A 16,932-nucleotide genomic window follows, 5' to 3' on the forward strand; every position below is an offset into this window, starting at 1 on the left:
GTCATGGCCACCGAGCAGGAGCCGATGACGCCCCCGGAACAGCCGGACGAGCCCCCCTCGTCCTCGCGGATGCCGGAGGCGGACGAACAGACCGCCGCCCTCGACGAGATGCGCGACCGCTGGCGCCGCGCGCTCGCCGACCTGGACAACCTCCGCAAGCGTCACGCCAGGGAACTCGAACGCGTGCGGGCCGAGGAGCGCGCCCGCACCGCCGGGGCCTGGCTGCCCGTCCTCGACAACCTGGAACGGGCGCTGGCCCACTCCGACTCCGACCCCTCCGCCGTGCTGAAGGGCGTCGAAGCCGTACGCGACCAGGCGGTCGAGGTGCTGCGCGGCCTCGGGTATCCCCGCTACGAGGAGACCGGAGTGCCCTTCGACCCGACCCGGCACGAGGTCGTCGGAGTCGTCGACACCCCCGACGCCGAGCCGAACACCGTGGCCCAGGTGGTGAGCCCGGGCTACGGGGCGGACGGGAAGCAGCTGCGCCCCGCCTTCGTCGTGGTCAGCAAGCGGCAGGAGTGACGCCCCATGGCACAGGACTACTACGACGCGCTCGGGGTGCCGCGCACCGCGAGCGCGGAGGAGATCCAGCAGGCCTTCCGCAAGCTGGCGCGCCAACACCATCCCGACGTCAACAAGGACCCGGGAGCCGAGGAGCGCTTCAAGGAGATCAACGACGCGTACAGCGTGCTGTCCGACCCCAGGACCAGGCAGCGCTACGACCGCTTCGGTGAGAACTACCGGCAGATCCCGGAGGACTACGACGAGCGGGTGGCCGCGGGAGCGGGGGCCCGGGGCGGCTGGAGCGCGGGCGTCGGAGGGGCCGGAGGAGGCCGCGGACGTGGGGTGCGCTTCCGGACAGCGGACGGTGTCGACTTCGACGGCTCCGGCGTCGACTTCGAGGACCTGTTCGGCGGGATCTTCGGACGAGGCGGGGGCGCGGGGGCGGGGGGCGGCTGGGGTCCCGTGCCGGGCGCCGACCAGGAGGCCGAGATCCAGCTCGGCGTCGAGGAGGCCTACCGGGGCGGCAAGCGCGGCATCACCCTGGGCGGCCCCACCGGGCAGCGCACCTACGACGTCAGCATCCCGCGCGGGGTGGTGGACGGGCAGCGCATCCGGCTGGCCGGAGAAGGCGGCAGGGGCAGCCCCGACGCCCCGCCGGGCGACCTGTATCTGCGCGTGCGGATCAAGCCCGACGGGCGGTTCCGGCTGGAGGGCCGCGACATCCACGTGATCCTCCCGGTGACACCGTGGGAGGCGGCACTCGGCGCGACCGTGCCGGTGTCCACCCCCGGCGGCACGGCCAAGGTCACCGTCCCCGCGGGCTCCTCCAGCGGCCGCCGGCTGCGGCTGCGCGGCGAGGCCATGCCCAACCCGCGCGGCGAGGACGGCAACCTGTACGCGGAGGTCCGCATCATGGTGCCGCCCGAGCCGACCGCCCGTGAGCGTGAGCTCTTCGAGGAACTGGCCGCCGCGTCCGCCTTCGACCCGAGGAGGCCCCGATGACCACAGCCCCCCGTCCCGGCGGTGCGCACCGCCGTACTGCCACCCCAGTACCCCGGCCGGCCCTGAACATCGTGGTCCGCGCCGCCCCGCTCGGACCGGCCCATCGGCTCGGTCTCGACGCCGTCGCCACCCGTTCCGGTCTCCATCCGGACCTCGTACGCCGGTTCGTCACCCTCGGCCTCGTCGACGCCACCCGGGACGCCACCGGGCGACTGTGGTTCGAGCCGTCCGCTCCCGCCACCCTCGCCCGCATCCAACGACTACGGGCCGCGCTCCCCCTCAACTACGCCTCCCTGGGTCTGGTGCTCGATCTGCTCGACCGGATCAGTGAGTTGGAGGACGCTCTGAGGCGCAGCAACGCCGGCTCCAGGAGTGATGAATCGTGGATATGAACCGGCTCACCCAGAAGTCCCAGGAGGCGCTCCAGGAAGCGCAGACCATCGCCGGCCGGCTGAACCAGACCGAGGTCGACGGCGAGCATCTGCTCCTCGCCCTGCTCGACCAGCCCGACGGTCTGATACCGCGGCTGATCGACCAGTCGGGCGCCGACACCCGGGCCCTGCGCACCGCGCTGAACGAGGAGTTGGCCCGCAGGCCGAAGGTGACGGGCCCCGGTGCCACCCCCGGGCAGGTGTACGTCACCCAACGGCTGGCGAAGGTACTGGACTTGGCCGAGCAGGAGGCCAAGCGGCTCAAGGACGAGTACGTGTCCGTCGAGCACCTGGTGCTGGCACTCATCGACGAGGGGTCTCGCACGGCCTCCGGACGGCTGCTCAAGGAATACGGCGTCAGCAAGGACGGGTTCCTGTCCGCGCTCACCCGGATCCGCGGCAACCAGCGTGTCACCTCGGCGACGCCCGAAGCGGCGTACGAGGCACTGGAGAAGTACGGCCGTGATCTGGTCGCCGAGGCACGCAGCGGCAGGATGGACCCGGTGATCGGCCGGGACGCGGAGATCCGCCGGGTCATCCAGATCCTGAGCCGCAAGACGAAGAACAACCCCGTGCTCATCGGTGACCCGGGTGTCGGCAAGACCGCCATCGTGGAGGGGCTCGCCCAGCGCATCGTACGGGGCGACGTGCCCGACGGGCTGCGCGACCGGACGATCTTCTCCCTCGACATCAGTTCGCTGGTGGCGGGCGCCAAGTACCGCGGCGAGTTCGAGGAACGACTGCAGGCCGTACTGAGCGAGGTCAAGGCGGGCGAGGGGCGCATCCTGCTCTTCGTCGACGAACTGCACACGGTCGTCGGCGCGGGCGGCGGCGCCGAGGGCGCGATGGATGCCGGGAACATGCTCAAGCCCATGCTGGCGCGCGGCGAGCTGCACATGATCGGCGCCACCACCCTCGACGAGTACCGCAAGTACGTCGAGTCCGACGCGGCCCTCGAACGCCGCTTCCAGCAGGTGCAGGTGGACGAGCCGAGCGTCGAGGACACCATCTCCATCCTGCGCGGACTGCGCGAGCGCCTGGAGGTCTTCCACGGAGTGAAGATCCAGGACACCGCGCTGGTCGCGGCGGCGACCCTCAGCCACCGCTACATCTCCGACCGATTCCTGCCGGACAAGGCCATCGACCTGGTCGACGAGGCGTGCGCGCGGCTGCGTACCGAGATCGACTCCATGCCCGCCGAACTGGACGAGATCACCCGCCGGGTGACCCGTCTGGAGATCGAGGACGCGGCACTCGCCAAGGAGACCGACGCCGCCAGCCAGAAGCGACTCGACGAGCTGCGCCGCGAACTGGCCGACCTGCGCGCCGAGGCCGACGCCATGCACGCCCAGTGGGAGGCCGAACGCCAGGCCATCCGCCGGGTGCAGGAGCTGCGCCAGGAACTGGAGCACGTCCGGCAGGAGGCCGAGGAGGCCGAACGCAGCTACGACCTCAACCGGGCCGCCGAACTGCGCTACGGCAAGCTCACCGAACTCGAACGCCGCCTCACGGCGGAGGAGGACGCGCTGGCCGACAAGCAGGGCGAGAACCGGCTGCTGCGGGAGGTCGTCACCGAGGACGAGATCGCGGAGATCGTCGCCGCCTGGACCGGCATCCCCGTCACCCGCCTCCAGGAGGGCGAGCGCGAGAAGCTGCTGCGCCTCGACGAGATCCTCACCGAGCGGGTGATCGGCCAGAACGAGGCGGTCAAGCTGGTCACCGACGCGATCATCAGGGCCCGCTCCGGGATCCGGGACCCGCGCCGGCCGATCGGCTCGTTCATCTTCCTCGGCCCCACCGGCGTCGGGAAGACCGAGCTGGCCAAGGCGCTCGCCGCGGCGCTCTTCGACTCGGAGGAGAGCATCATCCGCCTGGACATGAGCGAGTACCAGGAACGGCACACCGTCAGCAGGCTGGTGGGAGCGCCGCCCGGATACGTCGGCTACGAGGAGGGCGGCCAACTCACCGAGGCGGTGCGCCGCAAGCCGTACTCCGTGGTCCTGTTCGACGAGATCGAGAAGGCCCACCCCGACGTCTTCAACATCCTGCTGCAGGTGCTCGACGACGGCCGCGTCACCGACTCCCAGGGCCGCACCGTCGACTTCCGCAACACCGTGATCATCATGACCTCCAACATCGGCTCGACCCACCTGCTGGACGGGGTGTCCGCCGACGGCGACATCAAGCCCGACGCACGGGCGCTGGTGATGAGCGATCTGCAGAGCCACTTCCGGCCCGAGTTCCTCAACCGCGTCGACGACCTCGTGCTGTTCAAGCCGCTGGGCCTGACCCAGATCGAGCGGATCGTGGAGCTGCAGTTCAACGACCTGCGCCGGCGGCTGGCCGAACGGCAGATCGCCGTCGAGCTCACCGACACCGCCCGCGAACTCATCGCCGAGCAGGGCTTCGACCCCGTGTACGGAGCCCGGCCGCTGCGCCGGTACATCTCGCACGAGGTCGAGACGATGGTCGGCCGGGCGCTGATCCGCGGTGACGTGCAGGACGGCGCGACGATCCGCGTCGACGCCCAGAACGGCGAACTCGTCGTCACCTACGGCGGACAGGCCGCACCGGACGTGCGGAAAGCCGCGTGAGTGCGGTGACGACGAGTACGGGCACGAGCAAGACGGTCGTCTGCGACCACTGCGGTCGCAAGAACCGGGTGCCGGCGGCGGCCGGGGGCACGCCGCGCTGCGGGAACTGCGCGTCCCCGCTCGCGTGGATCGCCGACGCCGGCGACGCCGACTTCGCGGAGGTCGCCGAACAGGCGAAGCCGTACGTCGTCGTCGACCTGTGGGCCACCTGGTGCGGGCCCTGCCGGATGGTCAGCCCCGCGCTGGAGCAGGTCGCCCACGAACTCGCCGGCCGGGTCAAGCTGGTCAAGGTCGACATCGACCAGAACCCGCGGCTCGCCCAGCGGTTCCAGGTACAGGCCGTACCGACGCTCCTGCTGCTCGACAAGGGAGAGGTGATCGCACGCAGGACGGGAGCGGCGCCCGCGCCGGCGCTGAGGCAGTGGGTGGAGGAGACCCTGGCCGCCCGTCGTTGAACCCGGCCGTCGACGCGCGACCCGTCAACGCCAGTCGGGAGCACCCGAGGCGGGCGACAGCAGGGACTCGATCTTCATCCGCATCTCCCGCATGACGGCGACGATACGGTCCTCGTGCTCGCCGGTGAGCCGGGCCACCGGAACCGAGCAGCTGATCGCGTCGACGGCCGGCGTGTCGTACCGCAGGGCGAAGCCGAAGCCCGCGATGCCGGGCACCGTCTCCTCGCGGTCGATGGAGTAGCCGCGCTTCCGTACCTCCGCGAGGTCCGCGAGCAGGCTGGCCGGCTCGGTGTGCGTGTTCTCCGTGAGAGCGGTCAACGGCTGCGCCGGAAGTGACAGTTCGCCGTCCGGACGCTCGGCGAGCAGGGCCTTGCCGAGGGCACCGGCGTGGGCCGGGACCCGGCGGCCGACCCGGCTGAGGGTACGCGCGTACTCGTGGGACTCGCGGGTCGCGAGATAGACGACGTCGGCGCCGTCGAGGCGGGCCAGGTGAATGGTCTCCCCGAGCGCGTCCGAGGCTTCGTCGAGATAGGGGCGGACCACCCGTACGTGCCGGTCGCTGTCGAGATAGCTGGTGCCCGTGAGCAGGGCACGGATCCCTATGCCGTACAGCGAACCGGTGGTGTCGGCGCGCACCCAGCCACGGTCGACGAGGGTCTGCAGCAACTGGTACATGCTGCTGCGCGGCACCCCCAGTTGCGCGGCGAGTTCGTCCAGCCGGGCCGGCCGGTCGCCCCGCCCGGCGAGCAGTTCCAGCAGCGCGACCGTGCGGGCCGCCGACTTCACTTCTCGGACACCACTGCTCTCGGGCATGGAGCCCATCGTAAATCCGCCCTGCCGCACCCATTGACCCCGCGCGTTCACGAACCTAGCCTCCATCTTCATACATAGACGTCATCTGCATATGAGGACAGAGTTCATGACACGGTTCAGTGCGGCGGCCGAGGACGTGGCCAAGCGACTGCGGGACGGCATGGCGGGCGGGGTGCTGTCCTTCCCGCTCACGAGCTTCCGGGAGGACGGCGGGCTGGATCTGGCGGCATACCGGGCCTACCTGTCCGCCCAGCTCGACAGCGCGCCGGGCGCGGTGTTCCCCGCCTGCGGTACCGGAGAGTTCTTCTCGCTGGACGAGGACGAGTACCGCGCGGTCGTCGGAGCCACGGTCGAGATCGCCGACGGACGGCTGCCGGTCGTCGCGGGCATCGGCTACGGCTGGGCGCAGGCCCTGCGTTTCGCCCGGATCGCGGAGGAGGCGGGCGCGGACGCCGCGCTGGTACTCCCCCACTACCTGGTCGCCGCCCCGCAGAACGGGCTGGTGGAACAACTGCGCCGGATCGCCTCCGGCACCTCCCTGCCGCTGATCGCCTACCAGCGCGGTCAGGTCGCCTTCACCGCCGACAGCCTGCGCCGGATCGCGGAGATCCCCACGGTCATCGGCCTCAAGGACGGACACAGCGACCTCGACCGCCTCCAGCGCCTCACGCTCGCGGCGCCCGACGGCTTCCTCTTCTTCAACGGCGCCTCCACCGCCGAGATCCAGGCCCGCGCCTACGCCACCGTGGGCGTCCCCGCCTACTCCTCCGCGGTCCACGCCTTCGCACCCGAGATCGCGAACGCCTTCTTCGCCGCCCTGCGGGACGGCGACCACGCGGGAGTGACCAGGCTCCTGCGCGACTTCTACGTCCCGCTCGTCGAACTGCGCGACCGGGTCCCCGGCTACGCGGTGTCGCTGGTCAAGGCCGCCGCCCGGCTGCGCGGTCTGCCGGTCGGGCCGGTTCGCGCGCCGCTCACGGACCCGGGTCCGGACGACCTCGGCACGCTGTCGAAGGTGCTCGACGACGGTCTGAAGGTGGTCGGTGCCGTACGGCGATCCGAGTGACAGATGACGTCGTCTGTCATCCGTCACCTGTCACCTGTCATCCGCAATCCGTCATCTGCCCTCTGTCTCCCGTCACCCATCGCCCGTCACCCGGTCCAACCAGTTCAAAGGGGAACTGAGACGTGCCGCTCCTCGTAGTCGGGATCAGCGTGCTGGTCCTGCTGCTGCTCATGACCAAGCTCAAACTGAACGGCTTCGCCGCCCTGCTGCTGGTGGCGGTCGGCGTCGGTCTGGTCCGTGGGATTCCGCTGGAGAAGATCCCGGACGTCCTCTCCGAAGGCATCGGCGGCCAGATCGGCGACACGATGCTCACCATCGGGCTGGGCGCGATGGTCGGCCGTGTCATGGGGGATTCCGGCGCCGCCCAGCGCATCGCCGGCAAGCTCCTCGACGCCTTCGGCCCGCGCGGCGTCCAGGTCGCCATGGTGGTGACGTCGATGCTCATCGGCGTGACGATGTTCTACGAGGTCGCGTTCATCATCATCGTGCCCATCGCGTTCACGCTGGTACGCGTGACCGGCGCGAAGCTGCTGTGGGTCGGGCTGCCGATGTCGATCGCTTTGTCGACCATGCACAGCTTCCTGCCGCCCCACCCCGGTCCCACCGCGGTGGCCGCGACCTTCCACGCGTCCGTCGGTCTGACGCTGTTCTACGGCCTGTTCATCGCCGTCCCGGTCGGCGCGCTCATCGCCCTGGTGTGGCCACGGCTGCCGTTCATCAGGGCGATGAATCCCTCGATCCCCCCGGGCCTGGCCGGCGAGCGGGTCTTCGAGGACGAGGAGATGCCCGGGCTCGGCTGGTCCCTGGGCGTGGCCCTGTTCCCCGTGGTGCTGATCGCCGGCGCCGCCGTGACCGACATGGCCACGTCCGGTTCGAGCCCGTTCCTGCACTTCGTCGCCTTCATCGGATCCGCGCCGATCGCGCTGCTGCTGACGCTGCTGCTGGCGGTCTGGGCGTTCGGCCCGCGCATCGGCCGGAGCCTCGCGGAGGTCAGCGCCTCCTGCAATTCCGCCGCCCAGGCGATGGCCATGATCCTTCTGGTGATCGGTGCCGGCGGCGCCTTCAAGAACGTCCTCGTCGAGGGCGGGATATCCGACTACATCAAGGACCAGACACACGGCTGGTCTCTCTCGCCGATCGTCCTCGCGTGGCTCATCGCGGTCATCCTCCGGGTGGCACTGGGCTCGGCGACGGTCGCCGTCGTCACGGCCTCCGGCGTGGTGCTGCCGCTCCTGGCGGGCGGCGGGGTACACCCCGAGATGATGGTGCTCGCCGTCTGCTGCGGTTCGATCGCCTTCTCCCACGTCAACGACCCCGGATTCTGGCTGTTCAAGGAGTACTTCGACCTCTCGGTCGTCGAGGCGATCAAGGTCCGCACCACGTACACCACCGTGCTGGCCGTCCTCGGTCTGGGCGGTGTCCTGGCGGTCGAGTGGGCCCTCGACGTTCTCAGCCTCTGACCACAGCCCCTGTCACCCCCGTACCCAAGGACTTTGAGACGTATGAGCAAGAGCCAGCCGACCGTCACCGCCTTCTCCGTCTATCCGGTCGCCGGCCGGGACTCCATGGAGCTGAACCTCTCCGGCGCGCACGGCCCCTACTTCACCCGCAATGTCGTCGTCCTGACGGACTCCGAGGGGCGTACGGGTCTCGGTGAGGTCCCCGGCGGGGAGAAGATCACGCGAACCCTGCGGGATGCCGAGTCCCTGGTCGTCGGAGCGCAGGTCGGTGACTACAAGCGCGTGCTGCGCGAGATCGGTGACCGTTTCGCCGACCGCGACGCCGGTGGGCGCGGCGCCCAGACCTTCGACCTGCGGACCACCGTCCACGCCGTCACCGCGGTCGAGTCGGCGCTGCTCGACCTGCTGGGGCAGCATCTCGACGTACCTGTCGCGGCGCTCCTGGGCGACGGACAGCAGCGCGACTCCGTACGGGTCCTCGGCTATCTGTTCTACGTCGGTGACCCCGGCCGCACGGAACTGGAGTACGTCCGCGAGCCGGACGCGGCCGAGGACTGGTACCGGATCCGGCACGAGGAGGCCCTGTCGCCGGAGGCGATCGTCCGGCAGGCCGAGGCGACCCACGACCTGTACGGCTTCCGGGACTTCAAGCTGAAGGGCGGTGTCCTCGCGGGCGCAGAAGAGGTCAAGGCCGTACGGGCGCTCAAGGACCGCTTCCCCGAGGCGCGGATCACCCTGGACCCGAACGGCGCGTGGTCGCTGCGCGAGGCGATCGAGCTGTGTACGCCCCTGGTGGGCACGCTCGCCTACGCAGAGGACCCCTGCGGAGCCGAGGGCGGCTACTCCGGCCGGGAGATCCTGGCCGAGTTCCGCCGCGCGACGGGTCTGCCGACCGCGACCAACATGATCGCCACCGACTGGCGGCAGCTGACCCATGCCCTGGCCCTGCAGTCGGTGTCCATCCCGCTGGCCGACCCGCACTTCTGGACCATGCAGGGCTCGGTGCGGGTGGCGCAGTTGTGCAACGCGATGGGGCTGACCTGGGGTTGCCACTCGAACAACCACTTCGACATCTCACTGGCGATGGTGACGCACTGCGGGGCCGCGGCTCCTGGCGCGTACAACGCCCTGGACACGCACTGGATCTGGCAGGAGGGTCTGGAGCGCCTGACCGTCGAACCGCCGCGCATCGTCGACGGGGAGATCGCCGTGCCGGACGCGCCCGGTCTCGGTGTCCGGCTCGACAGGGGGCGGCTGCTCGCGGCCCACGAGCTCTACCAGGAGAAGGCGTTGGGGGCGCGTGACGACGCCGTCGGGATGCGCTCCCTCGTCCCGGGCTGGGAGTTCGACAGCAAGCGTCCCTGTCTGGTGCGTTGAGCCACGCCCATTTCCGTCGTGGGACCGACTGTTGTCCCTTCACCCTTCCGGGTGAGGACTTCGGCCTGACAGACTCCGGAGGGTGCGCGACTTCGACATGCTTGTCATCGGATCCGGCCCGGGTGGTCAGAAGGCCGCCATCGCCGCGGCCAAGCTCGGCCGCCGGGTCGCCGTCCTCGACCGCCCCGACATGGTCGGCGGGGTCTCCATCCACACCGGGACCATCCCCTCCAAGACCTTGCGCGAGGCGGTCCTCTATCTCACCGGCCTCACCCAACGCGATATGTACGGCCAGAGTTACCGCCTCAAGGAGGACATCACCGTCGCCGACCTGACCGCGCGCACCCAGCACGTGGTCAGCCGCGAGGTCGACGTCATCCGCAGCCAGCTGTCCCGCAACCACGTCTCCCTGTTCGCCGGCACCGGCCGCTTCGTGGACGACCACACGGTCGCCCTGGTCGAGGCGAACGGCAACGAAAAGCTGCTGACCGCCGAGCACATCGTGATCGCCACCGGCACCCGGCCGGCACGTCCCGCGAGCGTCGCGTTCGACGGACGCACGATCATGGACTCGGACAACGTTCTCAACCTGGAGCGGGTGCCGCGCTCCATGGTCATCGTCGGGGCCGGGGTGATCGGCATGGAGTACGCGTCCATGTTCGCGGCCCTCGGCAGCAAGATCACGGTGGTCGAGAAGCGGGCCTCGATGCTCGACTTCTGCGATGTCGAGGTGATCGAGTCGCTCAAGTACCACCTGCGGGACCTCGCCGTCACCTTCCGCTTCGGGGAGACGGTCGCCGCGGTCGAGCATCATCCCCGGGGCACTCTCACCGTCCTGGAGAGCGGCAAGAAGATCCCCGCGGACACCGTGATGTACTCCGCGGGCCGGCAGGGCCTCACCGACGAACTCGACCTGGACAAGGCCGGGTTGTCCGCCGACCCGCGCGGCCGCATCAAGGTCGACGAGAACTACCGCACCGAGGTGCCGCACATCTACGCGGTGGGCGACGTCATCGGCTTCCCGGCGCTGGCGGCGACCTCGATGGAGCAGGGCCGTACGGCCGCGTACCACGCCTTCGGCGAGCCGGTGCACCCGATGCACGACCTCCAGCCCATCGGCATCTACACCATCCCGGAGATCAGCTTCATCGGGCGCACCGAGGACCAGCTCACCGAGGAGTGCGTGCCCTTCGAGGTCGGCATCTCCCGTTACCGGGAACTGGCCCGAGGCCAGATCATCGGTGACTCGCACGGCATGCTCAAGCTCCTGGTGTCCCCGGACGACCGCAAGCTGCTCGGCGTGCACTGCTTCGGTACGGGGGCCACCGAGCTGATCCACATCGGGCAGTCCGTGATGGGGTGCGGCGGCACGGTCGACTACCTCGTCGACGCGGTGTTCAACTACCCCACGCTGGCCGAGTCCTACAAGGTCGCCGCCCTGGACGCCACCAACAAGATCCGCCAGATAGACCGCCTGCGGGACTGACCGCCGCCAGGGCCCCGCGAGGCCCGTATCGAGGTCCGGCACGGGAGGCCCGGGATGCCTTGTGAGGCATCCCGGGCCCGCTCACGCCGAGGTCATTCCTTCGCACCGATCGCCTCGACCGGCCGGATCCTCAGCAGCATGCGCGTCGGCAGCATCGTGCCCGCCGCCGCGAGGGCCGCCGTCGCGCCGGCGATCGCCAGGTAGCCGAGGCCGGGTACGGCCGGGACCGGGGTGCCGCTCACCGCCATCGACACGAGGACGAGCGGGAACGCGGAGAGCAGCGTCCCGATGCCCACCCCGGCCGCGATGACGATGACGCTCTCCCGCCGCATCATGCCCACGACCTGCCCGTGGGCCGTGCCGGACAGCCGCAGCAGAGCGAACTCGCGGCGGCGCGCGGCCGTACTCATCGCCAGCGTGTTGACGACGGTGATCGCCGTGTAGGCGACGATCACGCCGACGACGAGGTAGTTGACCCACGCGTTCGCGTGTTGTTCCGCGAGCTGGTCGTCGACGGCGAGGCCGTCCCGGAGCACCGTGCCGGGGTAGGCCGCGGCCAGGTGCGACAGGGCCGGGGTCAGGTCGGGTGCCGAGGGGGCGGAGCGTACGAGGACGGACTCGTCGACCTTGCCGGTGGTGTGGGCGAGCAGCAGGTCGTGGTCCATGGTCACGTCGGTGAATCCGAAGCCGCGTTCGTACACGGCGACCACCTTGGCCCGCAACGGGGTGCCGTCGCCGAGGTGGAGCCGGGCGGTGTCCCCGACGCCGAGCCCGAGCCAGGAGGCCGTGGTGGTGCTGATCGCCACGGTGTCCCGCGACAGCGCCTTCATGTTCCCTTCCCGCGGCCGCAGATCGAGGGCGCTGCCGAGCGCCCGGGGATCCACGCCCTGCGCGCTGAGCGAGACGGACTCCTGGGCGCCCAGCATCCTGCCGAGGGCGACGACCTTGGACCTGACCAGTCCGGTGGCCGACGCCACCTGCTTCATGTCCCTCACCTTCTGGGCGAGTTCGGGTGACACTCCGGACGGCGCGGTGAGGACGTGGTCGGCGACCAGCCCGGCCCGCAACTGGTCGGCCGACTCCCTGAGCCCGGTGGTCTGCGCGAAGACGACGGTCGACGAGAAGGAGACGGCGAGCACGAGCGGGGTGATCGCGCCGGCCAGCCGGGCCACGTTGGCCCGGGTGTTGGCCGCCGCGAGGTAGCCGGTGACACCGGTCCGGTTCAGCAGCGGGGCGAGCAGGCTTACGGCGGTACGGGAGACCAGCGGGCCGAGGACGGCGACCGCGACGACGAGAACGAGGACGAGGGAGTTGGCGAGCCCGACGAGGGTGAAGAAGTCGGCGTCCTGTGCCAGCCCGGTGACGAAGATCCCGGCCGACAGCACGAGCAGCACACCGCCGGTGATCCGGCGTCCGCGGCCGAGCCCCGGGGTCTCCACGGCGGCCTCGCCGAGCGCCTCGGTGGGCCGGATCCGGGTCGCGCGATGCGCGGCGGACAACACCGCGACCAGCGCAGTCAGGACGGTGACGAGCACCGCCGCGAGAAAGGGCAGGGGGCTGAGGGCGAGCCCGAAGTCCGAGGGCACGATGCCGTGTCCGGCGAACCGGTCGCGCAGCCAGTACACGAGGAGCAGACCCGCGGGGCAGCCGACCACTCCGGCGAGCAGGCCGGTGGCGGCGGCCTCGGCGGCGACCATGCGCCGGATCTGGCCGGGGGTGGTGCCGATCGCGCGCAGCAGGGCGATCTCCCGGCGGCGGTGCCGGATCGACAGGGACGTGGTGGCGTACAGGACGAACACGGCGACGAGCAGGACGTTGCCGCCGATCGCGGCCGCCAGGACGACGAGGTTGGAGCCGCTGACGGTGACGTCGAGGAACTCGGCCCGTCCGCGCCCGTCCCCGGTGTGCACGGCGAGGGTGTCGTCGTGGAGCGTGGACTGGATGGCGTCGGCGAGTCGGTGCGGTGATGCACCGGGCGCGGCGAGGACGCCGAAGGCCTGGACGGAGGCTTCGGGAACCGACCGGCGCAGGGTCGCGTCGGCCAGGAACGCCACGGACCGGCGGGGGGCGCCGCCGCCCTTCAGGGCGATCAGTCCGGCGACCCGGAAGGTACGGGGCACCGAGGTGGTCATCAGGCGGATGTCGTCGCCTGGGCGGACGTCCGCCTGCGCGGCGAGTTCGGTGTCCAGGACGATCTCTCCGGCGGCGCGGGGCGCGTGACCGGTGGTCAGCCGGAAGTCGCCGAGGCCCAGGCTCGACCAGTTGTGTGCCTCCGCCCCCGCGCCATGGTGTCCCGGCACCGGCTGCCCGGCATCGGTCACCAGCCGCACCGGGGCGCCCACGTCCGCGATCACCGCCTTCACTCCGTGCACGCCGGAGATCCGGTCGGCCAACGAGGCCTGCAGCGGTACGCGTTCGGGCAGCGGCTGGGACTCCTTCACGGTCGATCCGTCGAGGTCCTTGAAGCTCAGTTCGACCTCCTGGCGGCCCGCGACGAGGACATCGGCAGCCGCGTACCGCTCGGCGGAGGATCCGGCCCGTATGCCCGACTCCAGCAGGATCCCGCACGCGCTCAGGACCGCGGCGCCCAGCAGCAGGGCGACGAAGGTGCCGACGAAACCGCCCTTGCGGGCCTTGAGCGTCAGCAGGGCGAGACTCAGCATCAGGCGGCCCTCCGCAGGCCGGCCATGACGTCCGCGACGCGGTCGGCGCTCGGCTCGGCCAACGCGTCGACGAGGTGCCCCGCGCTCAGGAAGAGCGCGTGGTCGGTGTGTGCGGCGGCCACCGGATCGTGGGTGACCATGACCACCGTCTGATGCAGATCGGTGACCGCCTGCCGCAGCAGCCCCAGGATGTCCCGTGCGGTCTCCGGGTCGAGCGCCCCGGTCGGCTCGTCGGCGAAGATCACCTCGGGCCGGGTGACCAGGGCACGCGCGATCGCCACCCGCTGCTGCTGGCCGCCGGACAGCTGGGCGGGGAAGCGCGCGAGCCGGTCGCCGAGGTCGACGGCCTTCACGATGTGGTCGAACCAGCCCTCGTCGACCTGCCGTCCGGCCAGCCGCAGGGGCAGCGTGATGTTCTGCTCGACGGTCAGCGAGGGCAGCAGGTTGAACGCCTGGAACACGAAGCCGATGCGGGTGCGCCGCAGCTCCGTGAGCCGTCGCTCCTTCAGCGTCGACAGGTCCTGTGCGCCCAGCCGGACCATGCCCGAGGTGGGCCGGTCGAGGCCTGCCGCGCAGTGCAGGAAGGTGCTCTTGCCGGATCCCGAAGGGCCCATCACGGCCGTGAACGTGCCGGGTGCGATGCCCGCGCCGACCTTGTCGAGCGCCAGGACGGCCGAGGGGCCGTCGCCGTACCGCTTGGTCACGTCCGTCAGCTGCACCGCGTACCGGCCGTCGGCCGGCCCGTCGGGTTGTTGGCCCCAAGACCGCACTGCGACTCCTCGACTTCTCACGTTCCGGCTACTCAAGTCCCGGCTTCTCGCACGGCGTTCCCTGAGTGGTGCTCCCAGTCCAGCGGCGGCAACGGGCCTCGGCCTCGGCCACACCGTCGAACCGTGGTCTCCGCCGGTCGGACGAGATCCCCGATACCCTCCGCCGTACGGAGGACGGCAGGGTCTCCTCGCGCCGCCGGTCGCGCGGGCGCCTCCTCCTTGCGGAGGATGCCGCCGCGGAGGAGACCGGCCGCGCGCTCTCACCCTCAGGGCAGATCAGGGCGCCGGGTGAGCCGTCTACCGTGGGGCGCATGGACCTGATGGACTCGTTCGCCGGGCGCCGTGTGCCCCCGGCCGTCACCGACGCGGGTCTGGCCCTGCTGCTCATCGCCGGATGCGCGGCCACGCCGCTGGCGATCCCGCCCGGCGGGCCCGAACTGCGTTCGCCCGACGCCTGGTTCCTGGTGCTCGTGCTGGTGTCCGCGCTGCCGCTCGCCGTCCACCGCCGGTCTCCGCTGCCCGCGCTGCTGGTGATGTCGGCGGCGGCCGCCACGCTCCAGGGCCTCCATTACATCCCGCAGCTCTCCGGACCCGAGGGCACCTCCATCGGACCGCCCTACATGGGCGTGGCCACGGGCGTGTTCCTCACCGCCGTACGGTCGACTCCCCGTGCGGCGACCCTGGTCGTGGCGGTGCTCATCCCGGCCGCGGCCGTCACCGAGGCGCTGCTCGCGCCGGCCGGGTACCGTGTCACCACCCTGCTGATCGAGACGGTGCTGCTGGTCGCCGCGTGGGCGCTGGGCCGGCTCTCCAGGGCTCGCGCCGCCATCCGGAACCAGGCGCTGGAACGGGCCGCGGCGATCGAACGCGAACAGGTCGCCAACGCGCGCGCCGCCGTGATGGAGGAACGGGCCCGGATCGCCCGCGAGTTGCACGACATCGTCGCCCACAACGTCAGTCTCATGGTGGTGCAGACCATCGCCGCCGACCGGGTCCAGGACCGCGACAGCGCCAAGGCCCACGAACTGCACGGCACCATCGAGGAGACGGGACGGGCCACTGTCACCGAGCTGCGCAGGCTCCTTGACGTGCTGCGGACCGACGAAGAGGCGGAGAGCGACCCGAACAAGGAACCGCCCCAGCCCACCATCGACGCCCTGCCGGCGCTCGTGGAGTCGGTGCGCGCCGCCGGTCTCCAGGTCGAGTTCGACACCAGGGGAACCCCCGCCGAGCTCCCGGCGGGTTCACAACTCGCCGTCTACCGCGTCGTACAGGAAGCCCTCACCAACACCCTGAAGCACGCCGGTCACACGCACACCGCGCTGACCGTCTCCTGGGAGCCGGAGCGGCACCGACTCACCCTGCGGCTCTGCGACGACGGGCCGCGGCAGGGCGGCGAGACAGCGCGGCCGCCCATGCCGGCGAGGGGTTCCGGTCACGGTCTGGTCGGTATGCGGGAACGGATCGGCGCCGTGGGCGGCTCCCTGCACACCGGCAACCGTCCGGGCGGCGGATACTGCGTCCACGCGGTCGTCCCGCTCCCCTCCCCCGAACCCGACCCCCAGCACGAAGGGCACTCCCCGCATGCAAACCATCCGCGTCCTGCTGGTCGATGACCAGCCCATGATCCGGACGGGATTCCGGCTCATCCTCGAGGCCGAACCGGACATCGTCGTCGTCGGCGAGGCCTCGGACGGCGTCGCCGCCGTCGAGAGCGCCGAGTCCCTCACCCCGGACATCGTCCTGATGGACATCCGGATGCCGCACATGGACGGTGTAGAGGCCACCCGCCGGATCGTGGGGGCGGGTTCGCCCAGCCGGATCGTCATCCTCACCACCTTCGACCTGGACGCGCACGTCGTGGACGCCCTGCGCGCCGGGGCCAGCGGTTTCCTGGTCAAGGACGGTCCCGCCGACTCCCTGGTGAGCGCCATCCGTACGGTGGCCGACGGTGAGGCGGTGCTCTCTCCGCGCGTCACCCACCGGCTGCTGGACCGCTTCGCCCACCTCGCCGCGCCCGCGACGCCGACCGTGCCGACGAAGCTCGACGCCCTGACCGGGCGCGAACTCGACGTGCTGCGCGCCCTCACCCGTGGTCTGTCCAACGCGGAGATCGCGCTCGAACTCGGCGTGGGCGAGACCACGGTCAAGACGCACGTCGCCCACATCCTGGAGAAGTACCAGCTGCGCGACCGCGTCCAGGCCGTGATCCTGGCGTACGACTGCGGCCTGGTCGTCCCGCGTGGAACGTCCTGACGGGGGCACGGGGAGCGGGCGCCCGGCCATCGAGTGGCACGCCCGCGTGATCACC

The 16,932-nt window shown here is 71.0% G+C and carries 14 protein-coding genes; 11 read left to right on the forward strand and 3 right to left on the reverse strand.

The features are described 5' to 3' along the window. The first annotated feature begins 3 nt into the window (after positions 1-3). From ACIRA5_RS20130 to trxA, 5 genes are read left to right on the forward strand one after another with little or no spacing between them, the layout of a single operon-like run. Positions 4-522, forward strand: coding sequence for a nucleotide exchange factor GrpE (locus ACIRA5_RS20130; protein WP_403692415.1), 519 nt, complete (start codon positions 4-6; stop codon positions 520-522). A 6-nt stretch (positions 523-528) separates the two neighbouring features. After that, a complete protein-coding gene (locus tag ACIRA5_RS20135) occupies positions 529-1,506 on the forward strand; it encodes a DnaJ C-terminal domain-containing protein (RefSeq protein ID WP_403692417.1) in 978 nt (325 codons plus the stop codon). Continuing rightward, positions 1,503-1,898, forward strand: coding sequence for a chaperone modulator CbpM (locus ACIRA5_RS20140; RefSeq protein ID WP_101406834.1), 396 nt, complete (start codon positions 1,503-1,505; stop codon positions 1,896-1,898). Before ACIRA5_RS20135 ends, ACIRA5_RS20140 begins: the two co-directional genes overlap by 4 nt. Continuing rightward, on the forward strand, positions 1,889-4,531 hold the full coding sequence (clpB, locus tag ACIRA5_RS20145; protein ID WP_403692421.1) for an ATP-dependent chaperone ClpB: 2,643 nt from the start codon (positions 1,889-1,891) through the stop codon (positions 4,529-4,531). The genes ACIRA5_RS20140 and clpB overlap by 10 nt, the downstream gene beginning before the upstream one ends. Next, positions 4,528-4,986: a thioredoxin gene (gene trxA, locus ACIRA5_RS20150; RefSeq protein ID WP_403692424.1), complete on the forward strand. Its 459-nt coding sequence runs from the start codon at positions 4,528-4,530 to the stop codon at positions 4,984-4,986. The genes clpB and trxA overlap by 4 nt, the downstream gene beginning before the upstream one ends. A 24-nt stretch (positions 4,987-5,010) precedes the next feature. On the opposite strand, the gene ACIRA5_RS20155 is transcribed toward trxA, so the two are convergent. After that, on the reverse strand, positions 5,011-5,799 hold the full coding sequence (locus ACIRA5_RS20155) for an IclR family transcriptional regulator (RefSeq protein WP_403692427.1): 789 nt from the start codon (positions 5,797-5,799) through the stop codon (positions 5,011-5,013). A gap of 106 nt (positions 5,800-5,905) precedes the next feature. Between ACIRA5_RS20155 and ACIRA5_RS20160 the strand changes: the two genes are divergently transcribed. The 4 genes from ACIRA5_RS20160 to sthA all read left to right on the forward strand — a co-directional run bounded on the left by ACIRA5_RS20160 (position 5,906) and on the right by sthA (position 11,188). Further along, positions 5,906-6,865, forward strand: a complete 960-nt coding sequence (locus ACIRA5_RS20160) for a 5-dehydro-4-deoxyglucarate dehydratase (protein ID WP_403692430.1) — start codon at positions 5,906-5,908, stop codon at positions 6,863-6,865. Positions 6,866-6,987: 122 nt separating this feature from the next. Next, the gene (locus tag ACIRA5_RS20165; RefSeq protein WP_403692433.1) at positions 6,988-8,325 is read left to right on the forward strand and encodes a gluconate:H+ symporter; all 1,338 of its coding nucleotides are present in this window, start codon (positions 6,988-6,990) and stop codon (positions 8,323-8,325) included. Positions 8,326-8,367: 42 nt separating this feature from the next. Further along, positions 8,368-9,702 carry an enolase C-terminal domain-like protein gene (locus tag ACIRA5_RS20170; RefSeq protein ID WP_403692436.1) on the forward strand — a complete coding sequence of 445 codons (1,335 nt, stop codon included), beginning with the start codon at positions 8,368-8,370 and terminating at the stop codon, positions 9,700-9,702. A gap of 82 nt (positions 9,703-9,784) precedes the next feature. Further along, positions 9,785-11,188: a Si-specific NAD(P)(+) transhydrogenase gene (gene sthA / locus ACIRA5_RS20175; protein ID WP_351528029.1), complete on the forward strand. Its 1,404-nt coding sequence runs from the start codon at positions 9,785-9,787 to the stop codon at positions 11,186-11,188. A gap of 92 nt (positions 11,189-11,280) precedes the next feature. Here sthA and ACIRA5_RS20180 read toward each other — a convergent pair whose 3' ends face one another. Beyond that, positions 11,281-13,851, reverse strand: a complete 2,571-nt coding sequence (locus ACIRA5_RS20180) for an ABC transporter permease (RefSeq protein ID WP_403692439.1) — start codon at positions 13,849-13,851, stop codon at positions 11,281-11,283. Then, the gene (locus tag ACIRA5_RS20185; protein ID WP_403692441.1) at positions 13,851-14,621 is read right to left on the reverse strand and encodes an ABC transporter ATP-binding protein; all 771 of its coding nucleotides are present in this window, start codon (positions 14,619-14,621) and stop codon (positions 13,851-13,853) included. Before ACIRA5_RS20185 ends, ACIRA5_RS20180 begins: the two co-directional genes overlap by 1 nt. A 311-nt stretch (positions 14,622-14,932) precedes the next feature. On the opposite strand from ACIRA5_RS20185, the gene ACIRA5_RS20190 reads away from it, so the two are divergent. After that, entirely contained in the window at positions 14,933-16,237 is a 1,305-nt protein-coding gene (locus ACIRA5_RS20190; RefSeq protein ID WP_403692444.1) for a sensor histidine kinase, read from the forward strand. Further along, the gene (locus ACIRA5_RS20195) at positions 16,206-16,877 is read left to right on the forward strand and encodes a response regulator (RefSeq protein WP_403692446.1); all 672 of its coding nucleotides are present in this window, start codon (positions 16,206-16,208) and stop codon (positions 16,875-16,877) included. The genes ACIRA5_RS20190 and ACIRA5_RS20195 overlap by 32 nt, the downstream gene beginning before the upstream one ends. The last annotated feature ends 55 nt before the right edge of the window (positions 16,878-16,932 follow it).

The sequence above is a fragment of the Streptomyces sp. NPDC096311 genome (assembly GCF_044763085.1).
Classification (GTDB): domain Bacteria; phylum Actinomycetota; class Actinomycetes; order Streptomycetales; family Streptomycetaceae; genus Streptomyces.